Consider the following 21,847-nt stretch of genomic DNA (forward strand, 5'->3'; position numbering starts at 1 on the left):
ATCGTATCACAGATAAATCCTGTTAATACTTATCCCAAAACTTCCCACAAGAAAAGAAAACGGATACAAAACACTCTTAAAGCTTAGGGGAGACTATGCTCCCCTATTAGCTGTAATTAGCTCTTCACTGCGCCAAGTGTCATACCTTGAACAAAGTACTTCTGAATGAACGGATATACCAACAAAATTGGCACGGTTACGACAATCGTAATCGCCATCTTGATAGACTCTGGCGAGACCTGATTCGAAGCTAGAGAAGCAATGTTGGAGCGATAATCGCCACCATTACCACTGGTTGTACTCTGCAGAACCTTCATCAGTTCATATTGCAATGTCGTCAGATGAGGGCTTGAACCATTATACAAATACGTATCAAACCATGCATTCCATTGACCTACCGCTAGGAACAACGCGATTGTTGCTAGAGCCGGCTTCATCAGCGGCAGGATGACACGCCAGTAAATGGTAAAATCATTCGCTCCATCCAGCTTCGCCGATTCCTGCAGTGCATACGGCAGTCCGTCAATGAAGGAGCGGATGACGAAGACGTTAAAGGCACTAACCAGTCCAGGTAATACATAGACTGCAAAGCTGTTCATCATATGGAGATCCTTGATTAGCATGTATATTGGAATCATTCCTCCAGAGATATACATGGTCATCGCCAAGAATGTGGAGACGAACTTGCGGCCTGCAAAATCAGGACGGCTGATCGTAAATGCTAGCATCGAGGCACTGATCAGACCGAACAAAGTACCGACGACTGTCCGCAAAGCGGATATTTTAAACCCGGTGATCAGCCCTGAGAAACTGAAGATTTTCAAGTAATTGTCCCAGGTAAATTCCCGAGGATAGATGGTGATACCGCCGCGCACACTATCCACTGAATCATTCAGCGAGATCGCAAGCACGTTCAGAAACGGATAGATCGTGATTACAACCACGAACAGTATTACAAAGTATACAATGAAGTCAAAGATCCGGTCTGACCACGACTTTCCGGTGATAGCTGTATTTCCCACTGTAACGCTCTCCTTTCAAGAAAAGGGCAATTTTGCTGCCACGATTGTTAGAAGGGCCTTCTGTGTTACAGAAGGCTCTCTTTAGTTGTACGTTTGAAGATTCCATTAATCGTAAACAGCAGGATTACACTGATCACTGAGTTGAATATATTGATCGCGGTACCGTAGGAATATCTCGCCATGCCAAGTCCATATTTCAGAGAATACAGATCCAGCACTTGAGAATAGTCGGTAACGAGGTTGTTTCCAAGCAAGAATTGTTTCTCAAAGCCGATATTCAGCAAATTACCAATCGACATAATGAGTAGCACTGTAATGGTAGGCCGAATACCTGGAAGGGTAATATGCCATACCTGGCGGAGCCTGCTGGCACCGTCTACTCGGGCCGCTTCGTACAGTTCAGGTCCAATACCCGAGATGGCTGCAAGGTAGATGATCGCATTCCATCCGGTTTCTTTCCACACATCTGATAAAGTAACGATTCCCCAGAAGAGATGGCCCTGAGCCATGAACTGGATAGGTGAATCTATAAATCCAATTGTTAACAAGAGATCGTTTACAAGACCATTTTCGCTAGATAACATTTTAGTTACAATTCCCGCTGCAACCACCCATGATACAAAGTGAGGCAAATACGAGACGGTCTGAGCAAAACGTTTAAAAAATCCAAGACGCAATTCATTGAGCAATATTGCAAACGTTATCGGAAAGATAAAGCCTGCGACCAAGCCCATTCCACTCATCGCCAGCGTATTACGCAGCGCCAGAAGGAATTGCGAGTCACTGAACAATGTCTTAAAGTGTTCAAAACCTACCCATTCTTGTTCAAAAAAGCCACGTGCGGGCTTGTACTTTTGAAAAGCCATCGTCCAGCCCCATAATGGGAGATAACTGAAGACGAATGCCCAGATTACAAAAGGTATCGACATCAGCCACAAATACTTTTGATTCTTAAAGCTTCTCCAAAACCGTCCTCCTGAAGCAGGCTTTTTGTTGCGCATTCGGGTGTCCGGCGGGATTTGAGCAGTTACTGTGTCCGCTTTCATAAAGCCCCTCCTCTCTATGCCTTAATTCTAAAACTTTGTAAGCGATTGCAGTACCCTATAAATTCGACTTAAAATCAGGTGAAAATTAGAGATTTTTGTCCGGGGTGAATTCTCATTTCGGCTCATCGACACAGGGGGGGCTAATGCTGCTGGCGTCTGCATTATTCTTTCGATTGGACTCCTAAAAACACTTTGCTTGCTGTATATTAGTCACTACGAGGAATGTTCGAACTTTTGATCGCTGGTTCTTCGAAATTTCTAACTAGGCTTCTGGTAACCAGCCACTACGCGGAATATTTGGACTTCCGATCGCTGTTATCCTCAGATTTCCTGATTTGAACCGCTTCTCGCGGTAGAAATCCGAGGATAGCATATGCTTTCGAAGCTAGCTTTTCTACGAAAAGCTTTCGGGCGAACGCTCCGCTTCTACAGTTCCAAATATTCCTCTTCGTTCTTCTACCAGTCACCAATTTAAAATTAGAAGCTTTCAATGCTTCTACAGTTTCAAAAATTCCTCTTAACTCCTTTCCCAGCAGATTTTATTGAACCGAAAATCAAAAGAAACTGCATTAACCCTTCACCCGCATAAGCTTAAGCAGGTGTCTATTTAACTACATTAATACTTCACCACGTACAATTGGTGGGAGTAGGGAAAACAAAAAAAGACCCGTGGACTGAAGTTCAGAAAACCACCTGAACTCAGCCACGGGTATAACAGACAAGACAAGAATACCACACCATCCTTAGATGCTTTTACGATAAGAAGTTGGTGAGATTCCTACATATTTACGGAACTTAGCGTTGAAATAATCGGGGTTCATATACCCTACCTTCTCGGCCACCTCGTATACTTTCATCCCTTGCGTCAGAAATTCCTTAGCCTTCTCAATCCGCACTTTGTCCACGTACGTATTGAAGTATTCTCCTGTGGTGTTCTTGAACATTTTACCGAGATAAGCGCTGTTGTAGCAGAATAACTCGGATAAGGTCTCCAGCTTTAGGTTCTCATTGTAGCGACGGTTGATTATTTCTGTGATCTTCTTAATTTCATTTCCACGCCCACTGGTCATCTGACCCGCAATTTCTTCGAGAAATGAGACAGCCTGATCCTGCAAATCAGACAAATAATAACTTTGATAAAGCTCCCCTATTGGAGGGGAATGCTCTGCTGCATAGGTGCGAATTTCCGGATACGTAGGCTCCAGACGGGCCAGGACAGTACTAAGGAGTCTCACAAAGGTCTCTTTAATTCGCAATTCGTCGCTGCCCGCAGATACAAGTTCAGCACAGATAGTTAGCACTATCGGTCGAATCGCGCTCAGACTTCCGGTTTCTACTGCAAGCAGCAGACGACTCTCAGTCTCCTGATCCTCTTCAGTCTTCTCCTTCATCTCCATCAGAAATCCTGAAGGATCTGTACTGATGATGATCCCCTTCTTGAAGAAGAAGGAACGTCTTAACAGCTCACGTGCTGAATTAAACGATTCTCCCACCATTTCAGGTCGAGGTACTACTCCCCCCGCTACTGCAATGAAGTCGTAACCCTTTGGTTCTATCACTGCAGATAATCCCTTATATAATTCTTCCCGCTTGCTCGCGCTCTGGTCCGGATCCTTCATGAGAATGCCCAAATACTGTGACAATGTAAAGAATGATGCATTAGGATGATTACTAAAATGCTGTTCCATTACTGTTTTGATTCCCCGGAGATCCTCATCATTTGCACCAGCTGTTTTTCTTAACTCAATGAGAATGACTTCATAATTTCCCTGATCGAGTCCTAGCGCATCCACATGTCTGCTAAGGTCCTCCTCCAGTTCTTCCTCTGAGGTTGGCTGTAGAAGCGCTCGGAGTAAAGTTTCCCTATTGCGAGCGGGCTCCTCCTCATTCCAGTCACTGAACCGCTGCTCCTGCTCGATCGTTTCATGTAGCTGTTCCAGACATACGATCATTTCATCCTCATCCACTGGCTTCAGCAAATAGCCGTCGATCCGATATCCAATCGCCCGCTTAGCATATTCAAAATCAGCATGTCCACTCAAAATGAGTACATGACTTTCTGAGCCTTCTTTACGAAGCTCACTAATCATTTCCAGACCATCCATTCCAGGCATACGAATATCAGCAACGATCAGCTCCGGGTAGAAGGTATGATACTTTTCAAGTGCTTGCAAGCCATTAGCTGCTGTAGCTACCACCGTATAACCGAGCTTCTCCCATGGGATCAGACTTCGAAGTCCTTCCCGTAGCTTCGGCTCATCATCGACAATCATCACTTTTATCATAGATTGTTGTCCTCCATTGGTATGCAGAAGAAAATAACCGTTCCTACATTAGGTCTACTTTCAATCGTTAGCCCATATTCTGCGCCGTAGGATAGTTTTAGCCGGTCATGTACATTACGAAGTCCAATTCGCTCACCTTCACGCTCTTCCTTACGCTCAAGCGTGTTCAGTAATTCCTCCAGCTGAATTGGAGATATTCCTACTCCGTTATCTGTAATCGTAAATTTAGCATGATCCCCAACTTGTACAACTTCCACCGTCACAAATGCACCTTCCATCTTATTATCCAGTCCGTGGATTACTGCGTTCTCAACAAGTGGCTGAATAAGAAGCGGGGGCATATAAAGAGATTCAACGGCAGGGTCTACAGTAAATTGATATTTCAACCTCTCCTCATAACGGAATTGCTGAATATCCAAGTAACAACGTACCACTTCTAATTCCTGACTAAGCAAAATTTTACTTCGGCCTACCTCCAGGTTACTGCGCATCATTTTACCTAGAAGACGTACCACACGGGCAATTTCCACTTGCCCCTTCATGTGAGCTTCCATCCGAATCGCTTCTAGTGCATTGAATAAGAAATGCGGGTTAATCTGGCTGGCCAGCATTTTGAATCGTATATCATTTTGTTTCTGTTCCAGCAGACTATTCTGTGCATTGGATTCCTGTACCTCATACATCAAATCATTAATGCTGCGTACCATGGAATTGAATTGACGAGCTAACAGGGCGATTTCATCCTTGCCATCAATCTTTAATGTCGTATCAAAATCCCCAGTACTGACTCGGTTAATATGTCTGCTTAAATGCAGCAATCGTCGTGAAAACAAAGAGGAGAAGCTATATATAATTAAAAAGGCCAATAGAACACTTATCGCAACCACAGTAATCGAAAGCTTAATCACTTGATTGGGTTCTTTAACTATACTTTCAATCGAAAAAACAGATATAATTCGTAGTGCATTTCGGCTGGCTTGTGGTTTAAGCTCCTCGATCACAATTTTGGAAGCTTCACCATCTACTACTGCTTCATAGCTTCCACTTCCCTGACCCAAGAGCTTCGTGTCAAAAGAAACATCCACCAGCTTTTTACCTGTCCGATCTTTCCGGTTCGCTGCAATGATATTGTCTTGATCATCGACGATCATGGTATCAAAAGATTCCTGGCTTAGAATGGATGCAAGCTGCTGACTGTTCACATTAATAACGAGTACACCGATCTTACTGGAGCCCTCCAGCTCGATTTTGCGGACAAGACTTAAATAATTCCGCTTATCACGCTCATCTTCGATATATTCCCAACCGACAAGACTATCGTACCGCTGTGCTCTCTGATACCACTGGCTCTCTTTAATCTCAGGTGATGGATTGATCAGCTCCCAGTTGTTAAGCAGCGTAGCGTTGTCAGTGTATAAGCGAATGTTGGATATATCTTTATACAACCTTAGATACTCACGCATATCCGAGTAATCGCGGTAAGCTTCCACCACATCGTAAGTGCTAACATACTGACGTATGGCAAGTCTCTTCAACCGTGCATCATTGCTCAAGCGATATGCGATATCTTGAGATACACCGATGACTTCTTCTGTTCTTTTCTTTACCCGATCTACGTTGATTGAAGCTTGTTCCAGTGCGCTCTGAAACGCCATGGTCCTCATCTCAAACGTAAGATAACCGCCTACCAGTAATACCGGAAGTAACGTAGTAAGTAAAAAAGCAAGCAACAGCTTATTGCGGATTTTGATGTCATTCAACAGCTTAACAATCCATTGGAACATGGCCTTCCGCCCCCCGAAACCTTCACTATCTCATGCAGAGTTTAACGCTGCCCTGGAGATACCCCATACTTTACAGAAGAAAAATAGGAACGGCAACAACTTCGAATACAGCCTATCCTTAGATCAATAAACGAGATGGTCATAAAAAGGTCCTTCGCCATATGCGAAAGACCTTTTTTATCAGACATATCAAGCATAAACCCTTCGGCGTCCTTAATTATTGGCGGTACGCTGCCAGCTTGTTATTCAGTTCACGGGTCTGATCGTAGACTTCCTGATAGAGGTTAAATAAACCGTCATAGATCGCCGCTTGCTTCGGATCTGGTTTATACACATCCGCAGGACGGATGAAAGCTTCTGCACATGCACTAAGAGAAGTGAACCAGCCGCTACCGTAAGCTGCCAACATCGCTGCTCCCATAGCCGGACCCTGCTCACTTTCAAGCTTCACGATGGATGCATTGAAAATATCTGCTTGCATCTGGAGCCATGCCTCATTTTTAGCCCCGCCACCGATCGCAATGATTTCTGTAATCTCTTTGCCTGAATCACGTACAATCTCAATAGATTCACGTAGCGAAAAGGTAATGCCTTCTAATACAGAACGTGTAAAGTGAGTCAACGTATGCCCTGAATCCATACCAATAAAGCTTCCGCGAATATTCGCATCTGGATGAGGTGTACGTTCCCCTACGATATAAGGTGTAAAGAGCAGTCCGCCGCTACCCGCTGGAATGGAAGCTACTCCACTTAGCAATTCATCAAAGCTTTTGTCTGCCGCAAAGGTTTCTTTGAACCATGTAAGGCTATGACCAGCCGCTAGAGTAACGCCCATGATATAGTAGGCATCTTTTTCACCATGGTTGAAGAAATGGACTTTGCCTTCGAGATTTAAATCTTTGTTGCTCTCATAGGAAAGAACTACACCAGATGTACCAATACTGCACATCGTCCGACCTTCACCAAGGACACCTGCTCCAAGTGCTCCACATGCATTATCCGCACCACCAGCAAATACCTTTGTTGATGATAAAAGACCTGATGCTTCCGCAATATCCGGCAATAACGTTCCTGTCTGTTCAAAGGACTCTACCAGTCTAGGACAAAGGGAAAGCGGCAGTTCAAAAGCTTCAGCAATTTCAGCACTCCACGTTTTAGAACCTACATCTAATAGAAGCGTTCCTGCAGCATCGGAATAATCCATCGCATAATCACCGGTCAACCGGAGACGGACATAGTCTTTTGGCAACAGGAACTGATGCGCTTGTGATAATACCTCAGGTTCATTCTCTTGTACCCATAGAATTTTAGGAAGTGTGAAGCCTTCCAGCGCACGGTTTCTAGCAACCTCAATAAGCTTTGCTCCGAGCGTCTTCTCAATTCTTCTGCACTGTGCAGTAGTACGAGTATCATTCCAAAGAATGGCCGGACGAAGCACTTGCCCTTCCTTATCCACTAGTACCAATCCGTGCATTTGCCCGGAGAAGCTAAGACCATCAACTTGTGATGGGTCTATGCCCGATACTTCAATCAGACGACGAAGACTGACCAGCGTGCCTTTTACCCAGTCCTCAGGATTTTGTTCGCTCCAGTTCGGCTGCGGTCTGCTTAGCGGGTAGGACTCGGAATGCTCAAAAGCCACCTTGCCCTGTGGGTCCACTAGAACAGTCTTCACTGCGCTAGTGCCCAAATCTACACCTATAACGTATTTCATTTTTGACCTCCTAAAAGTTTTATGGAGCTTAGCTACTTGATTCTCTTCGCAATAAAACTTACTTCGTAAGCATACTGCTTAGTTTTATGAGCATAGGCTTCATTGAATTACTTCGAGTAAAACTTACTTCGTAAGCATCCACTTAGTTTTATGAGCGCTTACTACGTTGAACTACTTCGAATAAAACTCGCTTCGTAAGCATCCACTTAGATTTATGAGCATTTCTAGAATATCTTTGTACAAAAAGGGGGCTGCCGAAGAATGCTCTCTTCAGCAACCCCCGTTGCATTTGTTCAAACTGGATTCAAAGCCTAAGCTTCAAGCTCCCTGTAAAGACTACTCAGCCAAGATGTATTGGTTAAGGGTAGCTCTCAAGTATTCTTGGCGTCCGGATTGGTTAGGACGTGGGTTCTCATTGTTCAAAGCATATTCAGCCAAGGAAGCCAAAGTTGCTTTGCCGGATACGATGTCCGCACCAACGCCTTCATTGAAGCTGCTGTAACGTTTTTCAACGAAATCTTCGAATACGCGATCTTCGATCAATTTAGCAGCTACTTTCAAGCCTTTTGCATAAGTATCCATACCAGCGATATGTGCTAGGAACAGATCCTCAGGCTCAAAGGAAGGACGACGTACTTTAGAGTCAAAGTTGATTCCGCCTTTGCCAAGACCATCATTCTTGAGTACTTCATACAGTGTAAGTGTTGCATCGTAGATGTTAACTGGGAATTCATCTGTATCCCATCCGAGCAATGTATCACCTTGGTTAGCATCAAGCGATCCGAGCATGCCGTTGATACGAGCTACACGAAGCTCATGTTCAAAAGTATGACCTGCAAGCGTAGCATGGTTAGCTTCAATGTTCAGCTTGAAGTGCTTGTCGAGGTTGTATTTTTGTAAGAAAGAGATCGTTGTTGCTGCATCGAAATCATATTGATGTTTCGTAGGCTCTTTTGGTTTAGGCTCGATCAGGAATTGACCGTCAAAGCCGATTTCCTTAGCGTAATCTACAGCCATGCTGAACAGACGAGCAATATTGTCTTGTTCAAGACCCATATCTGTATTCAGCAATTCTTCGTAACCCTCACGACCGCCCCAGAATACATAGTTGCTAGCACCCAGACGTTTACCAACTTCCAGACCTTTCTTCACTTGTGCTGCTGCATGTGCGAAAACATCAGCGTTAGGTGTAGAACCTGCACCGTGCATGTAACGTGGGTTAGTGAACATATTAGCTGTATTCCACAGCAATTTCTTGCCGGAAGTCTTCATGCCTTGTTCAAGGATATCAACGATGGTGTCGATGTTGCTGTAGAATTCACGCAAAGATGCGCCTTCAGGTGCGATATCTACATCATGGAAGCAGAAGTAAGGCAGATCCATCTTGTCCATAAATTCAAATGCTGCTTCAGCGCGAGCCTTAGCTTTGTCCAGACCGTTCAATTTGTTCCAGCTGCGAATTGCTGTTTCAGCGCCAAACGGATCAGAACCGCCAGCAGTTAATGTATGCCAATAAGCCATTGCAAATTTCAGATGTTCTTCCATAGTTTTGCCGGCTACGACTTCTTTAGGATTGTAAAATTTAAATGCGAAAGGGTTGGTGGAACGGCTTCCCTCGTAAGAGATTTTGTTCACTGTCTCAAAATAAGCCATTGTGTAATCCTCCTCAATTTATGCTTCGCCCGCAAGCGTTTACAGGATCATCTTAACACATCTTTCGGACTTTGTATATTGGTTAAACAAAGTTTTGATAAGTTTTTTTTGTCCATTTTTTGGGCCCCTGTCTAGCCTCCTCTCTCCTCTTCCCAAATATAGGAGATCCCTGTTGGAAAATTTCCTCTGGACGCTACGTATTGCAATTTGCAGCACATCACTCTAGACTAAGTGGCATGCAACAAATGGGAACTATGCCAAGCTAAAACGCCTTTAGCGTCCTTTTAAGGACGGTAAGCGTTTATGCGAGAATTATAAGGAGAAAGTATACCGTGAAGCTTATACTTTCTTATAATTTAAGAAGGATGTGTGATTTGTGAAGGTTACTGGAGACCAAGCGCTGGTCAAAAAAATAAATAAATCGATTGTACTACATACCATTCGAAGACACTCTCCACTCTCGCGCGCGAAGGTCTCAGAGATGACCGGACTGAATAAAGCTACTGTGTCCAATTTGGTAGCCGAGCTGTGCACGCAAGAATTGGTAACTGAAGTCGGACCTGGGGAATCAAGTGGTGGCCGCAAACCGTTAATGCTGCATTTTAACACGATGGCTGGTAGTGTAATCGGCATAGAATTACGGGTAAAGCAGCTAACAGCGGTCTTATGTGATCTGAGCGGGGGCATTCTTTACGAAAGCGATTTTTCTTTAGAAAACCATGATTTCCCTTACGTTCTGGAACAAATGAAAAAACTTATCTCAGGCTTGATTATCAACGCTCCAGAATCCCCTTACGGCATCGTCGGCATCGGAGTAGGTGTCCCCGGGATGGTGGATGAAAATGGTGTTGTACTCTTCGCTCCCAACCTTGGCTGGGAAATGGTCGAGCTGCGAGCGATACTCGAAGCTGAATTTTCCGTTCCTGTCACCATTGATAACGAAGCGAACGCGGGTGCACAGGGTGAACTCAACTTTGGAGCGGCACGAGAGGTAAGGCATCTCCTTTACATCAGTGCGGGATCAGGGATCGGATCTGGAATTATTATTGGTGGAGAACTATACAAGGGTGCTAGAGGATATGCCGGCGAAACCGGACATATGACGATTGAAGCCCAAGGCAAGCCTTGCAGTTGCGGGAGTCGTGGCTGTTGGGAGTTATATGCCTCTGAGAAAACTTATGATAATCCCGATCTCTCCCTCCCTGCCCATACTACGCCAGAGCTGGTTCGCTATGCAGCCAGCGGGCAAGAAGACGCCCTGCATCACTTCTCAACGATGGGTGAATATCTCGGTATCGGGGTGACCAATCTAATCAATAGCTTCAATCCAGAGCTTATTGTGATCGGTGGGGCATTGTCTGAGGCTGAAGAATGGCTAGGCGAACCGCTGCGCCGGGTTGTAGCTGAGCGTACTCTCCCTTACCATAAGCAGCAACTCGAAATTACATTCTCTAAGCTCGGCAGCCGTGGAACGATGATCGGCGCAGGTTTCTCTGCTGTTATGCATTTCCTGGGCGATATTCGGGTGACCCTATAATCCATAACGGTAAGCGAAGCGTTTATGTGAGAAATATCAGAATAATTTATAGCGTGGAACATATACATTCTTATATTTTGAAATAATTGACGTAAAATTGACGCATTTGAGTGAATCAAAAGTGCAGTAAAAAGAACAGAAATCCTATATAATAAAGGTCAAGCTAGTGTGACATTTATCACTACAACCCCTTTTTTGAAATGGAGAGCGAGTCCATGACCTATGTTGATACGTCTGATATCTCGGCACAGATGTTCATCACTGTGTTGCTTTTTCTGCTCATTATTGCCCCTTTGATCAGCCTCGGCGTGCTCCGTTTTTTTCAAGCTAAAAAGAAATCAGGATTTATTCTTATTGGCAGCGGCGCTGCTGTATACGTACTATTTCAGCTCATTACATCTTTCACTCAAACCTAAACTCTACTTCTAGATCTACTTTCATAAAAATAGTCTGCGCACAGATGCGTCAGACTATTTTTTGTATGCTAAAGCTCGCAGGTATTTTATACTTTCTTATATTTCAAAAAAGACCGCCTCCTAATCGGAAGCGGCCCATTACAATTTCCTTATGGAAATCTTATTTAACAAGAAGAAACGACTTTATCGTCCTATTAAGACGACATCGGCTCCTCGTAGAAATATAAGAATATTATAGTTGTGCAGCATATAAATTCTTATATTTTCAAACAGTCGCGAGTGCTTTGTCGAACTGAGTTTTGTTCATGCCAACAATTTTATGCTCACCGATTACAGTTACAGGAATAGCCCTCACTCCCATGTCCCATACTTGCTGAGCAAAATCATCGTTCTGCTCGACATTGCGTTCTTCGTAGGATACGCCTTTTTCGCTTAAAAAGCTCTTCACCTGACGGCAATGCGGGCAATTTGTTGAGGTATATACAATTACATTCTCCATGGTATGACCTCCTATAAAAGATATACAGTGATGATATCAATTGTAGCATTGAGGGTTTTTCAAACCAAATTATAGAATAACTGCACTGTGCTCCAAGCTTTCGATATATTTCTCAGCATCCATAGCTGCCATACATCCACTACCTGCTGCAGTAATCGCTTGTCTGTAACGAGTATCCTGTACATCACCACATGCGAACACACCTGGGATATTAGTTTCGGAAGTGCCTGGGTTCGTCATGATATAGCCATCCGCATTGGTTGTGATCTGTCCACCTAAGAAAGAGGTATTAGGGTGGTGGCCAATCGCAACAAACACGCCGCTTGCTTCGATGATTTCTTCTTCACCAGTCTCATTGTTAAGCACTTTTAGTCCATTGACGCCTCTTTCGCTCGAAGTCACTTCCAGAGGAGTACGGTTCAAGTTCCAATCTACTTTAACATTAGCGCGTACACGATCCTGCATGATCTTCGAAGCACGCAATTCTCCACGACGGTGTACCAAAGTCACTTTGGAAGCAAAACGAGTCAAGAAACCCGCTTCCTCAAGTGCGGAATCTCCGCCACCAACAACCACGATCTCTTTATTACGGAAGAAAAATCCGTCACAGGTAGCGCAGGTGCTCACACCGCGTCCTACGTTATCTTGCTCCCCTGGGATACCGAGGTATTTCGCTGTAGCGCCTGTGGAAATGATCAATGTATCTGTAGTAAGAACACCCATTCCTTCAACATTCAGCTTAAAAGGGCGCTCTCCAAGTTCTACACTGTTCACCCAGCCCGTACGGAATTCTGCACCAAAACGTTCAGCTTGTTTACGCATATTATCCATCAAGTCAGGGCCCATGATTCCTTCAGGAAATCCAGGGAAATTCTCCACTTCTGTAGTTGTGGTTAATTGTCCACCGGGTTGAGGTCCTTCGATGACTAGTGGGTTCAAATTGGCACGAGCCAAATAGATAGCGGCGGTTAATCCTGCCGGTCCAGTACCAACAATTATTGATTTATACATATCTATGTCCTCCTTGAGCTAAACGGCATTGACGTCGCTTCTTATTTAAAATAATTATAATGTAGTGTTAATTATGATAACTGAAAGCAAATATGTCAATATGCCAGACTCCCAAGTTCCGAAACTATTTTGTGAACAATTTAATTTCAAAAAATATTATCTCAATAATCTTAGTCCATTTAGAATCACTAATATCGTACTGCCTTCATGCCCTATCACGCCAAAAGGAAGTGCGATCCCTTGCACAAAGTTGCTGATCATAAGCACTGCAATCACAGTCACAGCAAAAATCATATTTTGCTTCACAATACGCTGCGAACGACGCGCCAATGATATCGTTGAAGCGATCTCTTCTATATTATCATTCATAAGCACTACATCGGCTATTTCAAGTGCTGCGCCGCTTCCTTTCATGCCCATCCCCATGCCTACGGTTGCTGTCGCCAAAGCTGGTGCATCATTCACACCATCACCTACCATAACAACGTGACCATACTTTTCACGTAGTGCTTTGATATGCTTTACTTTATCCTCCGGTAATAGATCGGCAAATACCATATCCACTCCAGTAGTACCTGCAATAACCTGAGCTGTAGCGTCACGGTCACCGGTAAGCATTGCCACTTTAATCCCGAGCTCCTGCAGCTTACGCACTGCGGCTTCTGCTTGTGGGCGAACCGTATCCTGTAAAGCAATCATTCCGGCAATTTGCTCACCGTCCAGAATGATGGAGACGGTCTTCCCTTCTTCAGCCAACTGCTGCCGCTTAAGTTTCCAATGCTCTAGTTCAGGATTCATAGCAGATGGAGTCAGCTCATCGAGCAAATTAGACTTTCCGATTCTCCAGAGATGTCCGTCGATTTGACCTTCAATTCCCCAACCTGTGATGGTTTTACTGTCTTCTACTCCCTGTAGCACTAAACCTTCCTCTTCTGCTTTACGCACAATCGCTTCCGCCAGTGGATGACGGGACATATGCTCAATGGATGCGCTAACCGTTAGCAACTCTTGCCGACTGTAGCCTTCACCTGCAATAAAATCAGTTACCTGAGGAGTTCCCTCTGTAAGCGTCCCTGTCTTATCGAATGCCACAACCGTTGTGCGTGCCATATTTTCCAGATGGACCCCGCCTTTAAACAGAACCCCTTTTCGCGCACTTTTGGAGATGGCTGACAGCATCGCTGGCATAATGGAAGAGACCAAAGCGCAAGGTGATGCTACTACTAGAAAGACCATCGCTTTATAGAAGGTTGCGCTCCAGCTCCAGTCCAGCAAAAACGGTGGAAGGATAATCAGTGCCACTGTCGAGGCTACGACAACCCGTGCATAGATGGCTTCTAGTCTTTTAATAAAACGCTGGGAGTTAGGAACTTCCGTCTCTGCCTCTTCTACCATTTTGATGATTTTAGCAAAAAGGGTGTTCTCAGCTGCTTTCGTTACCTCAATATAAAGGGGGCCTTCTCCATTAACAGTGCCTGCAAAAACCTCGCTACCGGCACATTTCTCTACAGGAACCGATTCTCCCGTAATGGAAGCCTGATCTACTGCCGATTCCCCCCGATATACCTTGCCGTCTGCCGGAATTAAATCTCCCGGGCGCACAAGCAGCAGATCTCCGATCACCAACTGGTCAATATTAACCTCATTCATACTTCCTTTTTCAATGCGCATAGCCGTAGCCGGTTTGAGTGCCATCAGCGAGGAAATATCCTTTTTACTACGTTCCATCGTATAACTCTCTAATGCTCCACTGAGTGCAAATATGAAAATAAGCATAGCACCTTCATTCCAGTATCCAATGGAAGCTGCGCCTAGTGCGGCTGCAATCATTAATAGATTCACATCGAGATCTCGTTCTTTGACGAGCGTTTCTACGCCTTCCTTTGCCTTGTTCCAGCCACCAATCGTATAAGAAATGACATAGAGCGCTATGGAAAGAATTTCTGACCATCCACCAACTGACCAAGCAAAAAGCATAAGCAGTCCGCTGCCCAGAGCAGCCTGCATTTCAGAATTGCTGAGCATGGCACGCGGATCGAACCGGCGCTTTGGAGCGCCTGGCTTCTTCATGCTGCCAGAGATAGATGACTGCTTGGGTAAATGTTTTGATGTTGCTTGCATAATAATCGCCGTCCTTTAAAGTTTTGTGGAGTTTTACTTCATTGACTCTACTTCGCAACAAAACTTGCTTCGTGAGCATGCGCTTTGTTTTGTGGAGTTTTACTTCTGCCAAGTGAGAATGAGAGCCATTATTAAGACCCCTAAAATGACACATGCTGCCCCGGCTTAGCCGGGACAGCATGATTGAAAACTATAGGTAGTGAGAATGATAATCATTGTTGCAATAGTACAACTATATTTCCTTAGTGCAACTTATATTTTAATCATACCACCAGGAATTAAAAAGTAAAGCCTATCTATTCAGCTAACCGCCATTTATTTCAGAATATATGTTAGCTGCCCGTTTAGTGGCGAATTTTATCTAAAAGCTCTGTTGAAGAAGAGCTCCCAACCATAAATTACAGTGATCATTCAATAACGAAGAGCAGTGATTCTCCAATAACGGCAGAATCACTGCTCTTTTGTCTTTTTATCGATTCTAAATGAAACGTATCGTCTTATTTAGAAGAGAAAGCGGCTTATGTGACAGCCGCTTCGTTGTTGTCTTACTGCCTTCCACCGGCGGCAGTATCCAGTGTCTCCTGCTGCCTGGCGATCCAGATCAGACAGGCTGCTCTAAGCAGCGCTTCGGTCCGCTGACCTGCGCTGCAAAAGATCCCGCTGAGGCCGATCTGATAAAGATCGGCCAAAGCCGACGCCGCCGGAGTCCCCGCGGCGAGAACTACCGCCGCCGGCTTCACGCTCCGCACGGCGGCAAGGATCTCGCCCGCCGACAGGGTGAAGCCCTCTGCGGCGGCCCCTTCCGGCGCGAGCTCGCTCGCCGCGCCGTCGAGCACTAGGAAATCGGCGATGCGCGCGATTTCCGCGGCGGCGGAGGGCTCCACATCGGGCGCGATCAGCGCCCCGATGCGGCACGCCGCCGCATAAGCGTGGCCGAGTGTCTGATCGGCCACGACCTCGATGAATTCGCGCTTTGCGGCGAATTCGGCTCCGCTTGCGGTGTAGGCGACCAGCAGGTCAAGGCGGCAATCGCCGCCTTGCCGCTGGCTCTCCGCCACCGCAGTAAAAAGCGCTTCGAGCTGCGCGTCCTGAAGCGCGGTGAGCTTTGTGGGCTGCGCCGCAAGCTCCTCTGGATGCAGCAGGGTGAGCGCTGCCCATTCACCATCCGGCGATTCCAGCAGCGCTGTGGTCGCTGCCTGCAATCGATAATAAATCCGCTGCAGCATTCGATTAGCCTGCAGCTCATCTTCACTGGATAACCAGTTCTCATAAAGACAGAACAATTCAGGTTCAAGCAGCCATTCCTCACTTCGTATCAGACAAGGTCCAGCTTGAACGGATCTTGTTCCTTCTCTTGTAGTAGGGCGCTCTTCACGTTCTTCTCGTCCTTCACGCAGCACTAAGAAAGCCGACTGTTCTCCAGGGCGCTTAAAATAAGAACGGTTCAAAGGTTCTAAGACATCCTTCTGCTCTACTCCGGTGATAAATTCTGCGGCAGCGGAGGCAACGGATCCGGCTTGGCTCATTTCCATCCCAACAGCCCGATCACCGGCCTTATACATGAACTTGAACGGGCGCTCTTCACTACTCCGAAAACCATCCTGCTGACGTTCACCCTTCATCTTCGCACCCACCCTTTATCTTTGGATTGCTGCCGGTACGCCTAGTAAATAAACATCAAGCCACCGACATCTTATTACCACACTTATAAATACGGGAACCTCCCATGAAATATGCAAGCGTTGCCAAATCATATGAATAATTAGCCTTATTAAATCACAAAAAAAAGGCATTGCCGCATAGCAGCAGATGCCTTCCTTGAACTTCGTTGTTCTATTGTTGACTGGCGGCAATGGCCTGTTCCAGATCATAAATAATATCATCAATAGATTCCGTACCAATCGATAAGCGGAGCAATTCCGGAGTTACTCCTGCTGTGGTTTGCTCTTCATCCGACAGCTGTGCATGTGTTGTGCTTGCAGGGTGGATAATCAATGACTTGGAGTCACCGACATTCGCCAAATGCGAGAACAGCTTCACATTTTCAATCAGCTTGCGTCCCGCAGCACTTCCACCTTTAATACCGAAGGTAAGGATCGCGCCTTGACCTTTAGGTAAATACTTTTGCGCTAATTCATGAGATGGATGAGTAGGAAGTCCAGAATAACTTACCCATTCTACATCTGCGTGTGCCTCCAAATATTGCGCAACCTTTAGTGCATTCTGGCTGTGACGTTCCATCCGCAAATGAAGTGTCTCGAGCCCTTGCAACAGCATCCAAGAGTTAAATGGTGAAATAGAAGCACCTAAATCGCGAAGTAATTGAACGCGGGCTTTGATAATATAAGCAATCGGTCCAACAGCTTCCGTATAAACAACGCCATGATAACTTGGATCAGGCTCTGTAAGTCCTGGGAACTTACCGCTTGCCTTCCAATCGAACTTACCACCGTCTACAATAATTCCACCGATAGATGTACCATGCCCGCCGATGAATTTAGTTGCCGAATGAACAACGATGTCAGCTCCATGCTCAATCGGACGCAGTAAATATGGGCTTGGGAACGTATTATCCACAATAAGAGGAATTCCATGTTCGTGTGCGATTGCTGCAACGGCTTCAATATCTAGTACATTCCCCTGTGGGTTACCAATAGTTTCTGCATACAAAGCTTTGGTTTTATCATTAATCGCAGCACGGAAGTTCTCTGGATTATCCGAATCCACAAAATGCACCTTAATACCAAGCTTAGGCAGCGTTGTAGAAAAAAGATTATAAGTTCCACCGTATAGGCTTGCCGCAGATACAATTTCATCCCCAGCGCCCGCAATATTTAGAATGGAGAAAGAAATAGCCGCTGCCCCGGAAGCTGTAGCAAGTGCACCTGCTCCACCTTCTAGTGCTGCCAAACGCTGTTCAAATACATCTGTAGTCGGATTCATCAGCCGAGTGTAAATATTACCGAATTCTTTAAGCGCAAACAGATCCGCTGCATGATCAGCATCACGGAATCCATAAGACGTGGTCTGATAAAGCGGTACAGCACGTGCGAAAGTAGTTGGATCAATTTCCTGGCCTGCATGAACAGTCAAAGTTTCAAATGACAGCTTACGGTCTTCTGACATAGGTATTTCCTCCCTTTATAAATAAGAATAGAAATCTTTAACAAATAATAATTGTACCCATTCTCTCATAAACGACATCATTTGAAAAGAAAAAAATCTCATTATTCCGGTGCGAATTATTATATTTTGATTTATTCGAAGGAAAGCATGTCCGATGAATATCAGATAACGCTTTCAATAAAAATTTTTAAGCCGAAGAAACGTGTATAACCATATGTACCTGACACAGAACGTCTACGCAATAAAAAATAGAATAGCGGCGGATAAAGCTTATCCACCTCATCTCACCGCTACCATTTTACTTATCTTCTTTTAGTAATTGCTTTGACTTGTTTCACCCTTAGCAATCGCTACACCGCCGCTGGTACCAATACGGCTTGCACCAGCTTGTACCATTACATGTGCATCTTCTGCACTACGAACACCACCGGAAGCCTTCACACCCACATTAGGTCCAACCGTTGCACGCATCAGCGCGATATCTTCCTTCGTTGCCCCACCTGTAGAGAATCCTGTGGATGTTTTTACGAAGTCTGCTCCAGCTTCAACAGAAAGCTTGCAGGCACGAACCTTTTCTTCTTCCGTTAATAAACAGGTCTCGATAATGACCTTAGTCAGTGCTTTGCCGCGAGCTGCGTCTACAACTGCTGCAATATCACGTTTAACCAACTCATTGTCACCATCTTTCAGCGCTCCGATGTTGATGACCATATCCACTTCACCTGCACCATTAGCGATAGCATTGGTAGTCTCAAATGCTTTGGTCTCTGTTGTCGAGGATCCGAGCGGGAAGCCGATAACTGTGCAGACTTTAACCTCAGGCGTATCCTTCAACACTTCATGGGCAGTAGCTACCCAAGCAGGGTTTACGCAGACTGAAGCAAACTTATATGCTTTTGCTTCCTCTGCCAATTTAACGATATCTTCTTTCCGTGCATCAGCTTTAAGCAGTGTATGATCAATGATCCGCGATAATGTAATTTCGCTCATTTTTGTCATTCCTCCATGATTTGGATAGTGAATTTTTTTCATCTCTGTAATCATACCAATAGAACTCTGCTTTGCAAAGTCGACTGGACGATCAGACCCACCCTAACCTCGATTAACTCATATAAATACACTTAGAGAAGGTCATTATTTACTAAATTATCTTTTCAAGTTAATTTTATACCTTCTTGTATTTTTTAAAATATAAAGGATAATCCCCCTAAACTTTCCCATTAAAAAATACGATAATATCTATATAAATGGGTTTTTTAGCCTATTTATTTAAATTTTTCTTTCATCATATTTAGGAGGAGATCGATTTAAAATGGGAAACTTTAATTTCACCTCAAACGCTGCAGCCCAAAAACTGAATGTACAAGTAGAAGGTTCTATGTCACCGGAGGACGCCGGGCGCTTCATTCAGGAGTACAACCAAATCGTAAGTACATTTGACCCAGCACAATATGAGATCATTTTAGATTGCAAGACATTAAACGTATCCTCGCCCGACACTCTTCCTATGCTTGAGCAATGCTACATACTGTATAAAGAATCAGGATTTAAAAAAGTAACCTTCATTATTGCCAAAAGCCCTGTCCTAAAAATGCAGCTAAGCCGAGTAGCCCGGGCAACGAAATTAGAAAATTACGAAATTATTGAAGCATAGGAGGTTTCATTTGGGACATATAACCATCCGCCAAGCCGCTTATTACCATCCGGAACATGTCGTATCTAATGATTATTATCTGGAGCATTTCCAGAGTATGGGCAAGGACATTAAGCGATTCCTAGAAGTCATGGGTCGTGACCGGAGATACATCGTAAACGATAAGGATGAAAATGCCCTAACGATGGGACTCAAGGCCGCCCAAAAAGCGCTACAAGAAGCCAATTTACAAGGTGAAGATATGGATATGATCATGTTCGCTTCACAGACACCGGAATATACCTATCCTACCAACGCACTCCTGCTGCACCGCATGCTACAAGGTAAACATCGGACCATTACGCAAGATTCCAATGCCAACTGTGCAGGAATGGTGTCTGCTGTAGAGCAGACAAGTCGTTATATGCAAGCTAATTCTAGTATCCGGTACGCACTCGTCGTGGGAAGCGACTATAGCTCAGTGCACTGCAATACGGATGATGAAATTACTTACCCTAACTTCGGGGATGCCGCAGCAGCTGTCATTCTGGAACGAAGTAGCGAGCAATCAGGCTTCATTGACTCCCTTTGTTACACTGATTCTGAGGGATCTGAGAATATTATGTTCCCTGCTTGCGGTTTATCGAATATTTATCACGAAGACATTACACCTGAGCAAATTCGGATACGCTGGACACCCTTTGACGGTACAGTTTGTGTAAATGCGGCGGTTGCAGACATGAAAGAGCTTCTCTCAAGAAACGGCCTGACTACAGATGATATATCTGCCTTCTGCCTTTCACAATTCTCTCTCAAAAATATCGAGCTCATCCAAGAGGGTCTTGGACTTACTGATGAGAAATTCATCTATGTAGGTGACGAGTTCGGGTATACAGCTACAAGCAGTCCTTTTATCGCCTTTCAACGCGGAGTCGAAGACGGACGAATCAAACGTGGCGACTATGTCTTCTTCTGGTCGGTTGGTGCTGGTTGGCAAATTCCTACAATGCTTTATCAATATTAATAGCATAAAAAGCCCTACTTCTATAGAAGTAGGGCTTTCTCATCAGAGGAAACAAATCAGAAATCTAATAATGAATTATTTAGTCAGGGATTGAACATCCACAAATGGAGTGGCTCCCCCTGTTACAGATGGCAGTACGCCGTTCCATTTTTCCAGCGCTTTCTCCTGAACCTCTATTTGCTTCAGCTGCACCAGCTCAGGTGTAACCTCCTGCTTCTTAAGTCTTAAAGATTCGGCTTCGGCTTGAGCTTGTGCGATCTTTTGCTTCGCTTCGATTTCAATCCGCCGGAGATCATTTTCGGCCTTCAGCGCCTGCTGCTGGGCGACCTGCTTCGCTTCAATCGACTGGTTAAACGCCTCAGAGAATTTAAAGTTAACAATGTTAATATCGTTGACGATCAGATCATATTTTGCCAGCCTAGCGGTTAAGTGCTCACTGATCTCACTCGACACTACATCACGGCGTGTAATCAAATCCTCTGCTGGATATTTGGCTGTCACTTCTTTAACGATTTCTTGAATGGCCGGATTGATAATTACATTATCAAAATTACCTCCGATATTGTTCATCAGATTAAAGGCAGAAGCCTTATTTACGGAATAGTTCACCGCTACATGTGTGGATACGGGCTGAAGATCTTTTGAAGAGGCTGAAGTATCGGTCTCCGCTTTCGTTACCTGCGTATTGACTTGAATCACCGTCTGAATAAACGGAACTTTAAAATGAATACCAGGTGACAACGTATTGTCATTTAATTTACCAAAGGTTTTGTACAAACCTACATGCCCATATTCCACAGATACAAAAGAGTTCGCGCCAATCAACAATACAATGAGCACCGCTGCAACACCGCTAACTATTTTCCCCGGTCGCAGCTGTTTCAATTTCGGATTCATTTGCATATTCATCCAATACCCCTCCTAGATTATGGATAATCATTTAAGCTTAATCGTCTATACGGAGGTTCGAGGGAAT

General features: G+C 44.7%; 17 protein-coding genes. 4 read left to right on the plus strand and 13 right to left on the minus strand.

What is annotated here, in order from left to right:
• Positions 1 to 116 precede the first annotated feature (116 nt).
• The 6 genes from MKY99_RS26545 to xylA form a co-directional block, all read right to left on the minus strand.
• Positions 117 to 1,022, minus strand: a complete 906-nt coding sequence (locus tag MKY99_RS26545) for a carbohydrate ABC transporter permease (protein ID WP_042131063.1) — start codon at positions 1,020 to 1,022, stop codon at positions 117 to 119.
• 65 nt (positions 1,023 to 1,087) lie between these two features.
• Positions 1,088 to 2,023: an ABC transporter permease subunit gene (locus tag MKY99_RS26550; protein WP_231573511.1), complete on the minus strand. Its 936-nt coding sequence runs from the start codon at positions 2,021 to 2,023 to the stop codon at positions 1,088 to 1,090.
• Positions 2,024 to 2,811: 788 nt separating this feature from the next.
• Positions 2,812 to 4,353, minus strand: a complete 1,542-nt coding sequence (locus tag MKY99_RS26555) for a response regulator transcription factor (protein WP_076300668.1) — start codon at positions 4,351 to 4,353, stop codon at positions 2,812 to 2,814.
• Positions 4,350 to 6,137, minus strand: coding sequence for a sensor histidine kinase (locus tag MKY99_RS26560; RefSeq protein WP_076285491.1), 1,788 nt, complete (start codon positions 6,135 to 6,137; stop codon positions 4,350 to 4,352). Before MKY99_RS26560 ends, MKY99_RS26555 begins: the two co-directional genes overlap by 4 nt.
• 217 nt (positions 6,138 to 6,354) lie before the next feature.
• Complete coding sequence (gene xylB / locus MKY99_RS26565; RefSeq protein ID WP_339267242.1) at positions 6,355 to 7,851, minus strand: xylulokinase; 1,497 nt, start codon at positions 7,849 to 7,851, stop codon at positions 6,355 to 6,357.
• 336 nt (positions 7,852 to 8,187) lie between these two features.
• On the minus strand, positions 8,188 to 9,504 hold the full coding sequence (gene xylA / locus MKY99_RS26570) for a xylose isomerase (RefSeq protein WP_339267244.1): 1,317 nt from the start codon (positions 9,502 to 9,504) through the stop codon (positions 8,188 to 8,190).
• Positions 9,505 to 9,880: 376 nt separating this feature from the next.
• Between xylA and MKY99_RS26575 the strand changes: the two genes are divergently transcribed.
• Together MKY99_RS26575 and MKY99_RS26580 are read left to right on the plus strand one after the other, a co-directional pair.
• Entirely contained in the window at positions 9,881 to 11,041 is a 1,161-nt protein-coding gene (locus tag MKY99_RS26575; protein ID WP_339267246.1) for an ROK family transcriptional regulator, read from the plus strand.
• A 215-nt stretch (positions 11,042 to 11,256) separates the two neighbouring features.
• On the plus strand, positions 11,257 to 11,457 hold the full coding sequence (locus MKY99_RS26580) for a hypothetical protein (RefSeq protein ID WP_042191897.1): 201 nt from the start codon (positions 11,257 to 11,259) through the stop codon (positions 11,455 to 11,457).
• 265 nt (positions 11,458 to 11,722) lie between these two features.
• On the opposite strand, the gene MKY99_RS26585 is transcribed toward MKY99_RS26580, so the two are convergent.
• From MKY99_RS26585 to deoC, 6 genes are all read right to left on the minus strand, one after another.
• Positions 11,723 to 11,956, minus strand: coding sequence for a glutaredoxin family protein (locus MKY99_RS26585; RefSeq protein ID WP_042191899.1), 234 nt, complete (start codon positions 11,954 to 11,956; stop codon positions 11,723 to 11,725).
• Between the two features lie 69 nt (positions 11,957 to 12,025).
• Complete coding sequence (gene trxB, locus MKY99_RS26590; RefSeq protein WP_042191901.1) at positions 12,026 to 12,967, minus strand: thioredoxin-disulfide reductase; 942 nt, start codon at positions 12,965 to 12,967, stop codon at positions 12,026 to 12,028.
• A gap of 156 nt (positions 12,968 to 13,123) precedes the next feature.
• Complete coding sequence (locus tag MKY99_RS26595) at positions 13,124 to 15,088, minus strand: heavy metal translocating P-type ATPase (protein ID WP_339267249.1); 1,965 nt, start codon at positions 15,086 to 15,088, stop codon at positions 13,124 to 13,126.
• Between the two features lie 545 nt (positions 15,089 to 15,633).
• Positions 15,634 to 16,710, minus strand: coding sequence for a hypothetical protein (locus MKY99_RS26600; protein ID WP_339267250.1), 1,077 nt, complete (start codon positions 16,708 to 16,710; stop codon positions 15,634 to 15,636).
• Positions 16,711 to 16,921: 211 nt separating this feature from the next.
• Positions 16,922 to 18,214: a homocysteine synthase gene (locus MKY99_RS26605; RefSeq protein WP_042131076.1), complete on the minus strand. Its 1,293-nt coding sequence runs from the start codon at positions 18,212 to 18,214 to the stop codon at positions 16,922 to 16,924.
• Between the two features lie 312 nt (positions 18,215 to 18,526).
• Positions 18,527 to 19,204 carry a deoxyribose-phosphate aldolase gene (gene deoC / locus MKY99_RS26610; protein WP_339267252.1) on the minus strand — a complete coding sequence of 226 codons (678 nt, stop codon included), beginning with the start codon at positions 19,202 to 19,204 and terminating at the stop codon, positions 18,527 to 18,529.
• Between the two features lie 322 nt (positions 19,205 to 19,526).
• Between deoC and MKY99_RS26615 the strand changes: the two genes are divergently transcribed.
• Together MKY99_RS26615 and MKY99_RS26620 are read left to right on the plus strand one after the other, a co-directional pair.
• Entirely contained in the window at positions 19,527 to 19,868 is a 342-nt protein-coding gene (locus tag MKY99_RS26615) for a hypothetical protein (protein ID WP_042191906.1), read from the plus strand.
• Between the two features lie 10 nt (positions 19,869 to 19,878).
• Entirely contained in the window at positions 19,879 to 20,871 is a 993-nt protein-coding gene (locus MKY99_RS26620; protein WP_339267253.1) for a 3-oxoacyl-ACP synthase III family protein, read from the plus strand.
• A gap of 75 nt (positions 20,872 to 20,946) precedes the next feature.
• On the opposite strand, the gene MKY99_RS26625 is transcribed toward MKY99_RS26620, so the two are convergent.
• Complete coding sequence (locus MKY99_RS26625) at positions 20,947 to 21,780, minus strand: prohibitin family protein (protein WP_042191910.1); 834 nt, start codon at positions 21,778 to 21,780, stop codon at positions 20,947 to 20,949.
• Positions 21,781 to 21,847 lie beyond the last annotated feature (67 nt).

Source organism: Paenibacillus sp. FSL R5-0470, from assembly GCF_037975205.1.
GTDB lineage: Bacteria > Bacillota > Bacilli > Paenibacillales > Paenibacillaceae > Paenibacillus_AQ.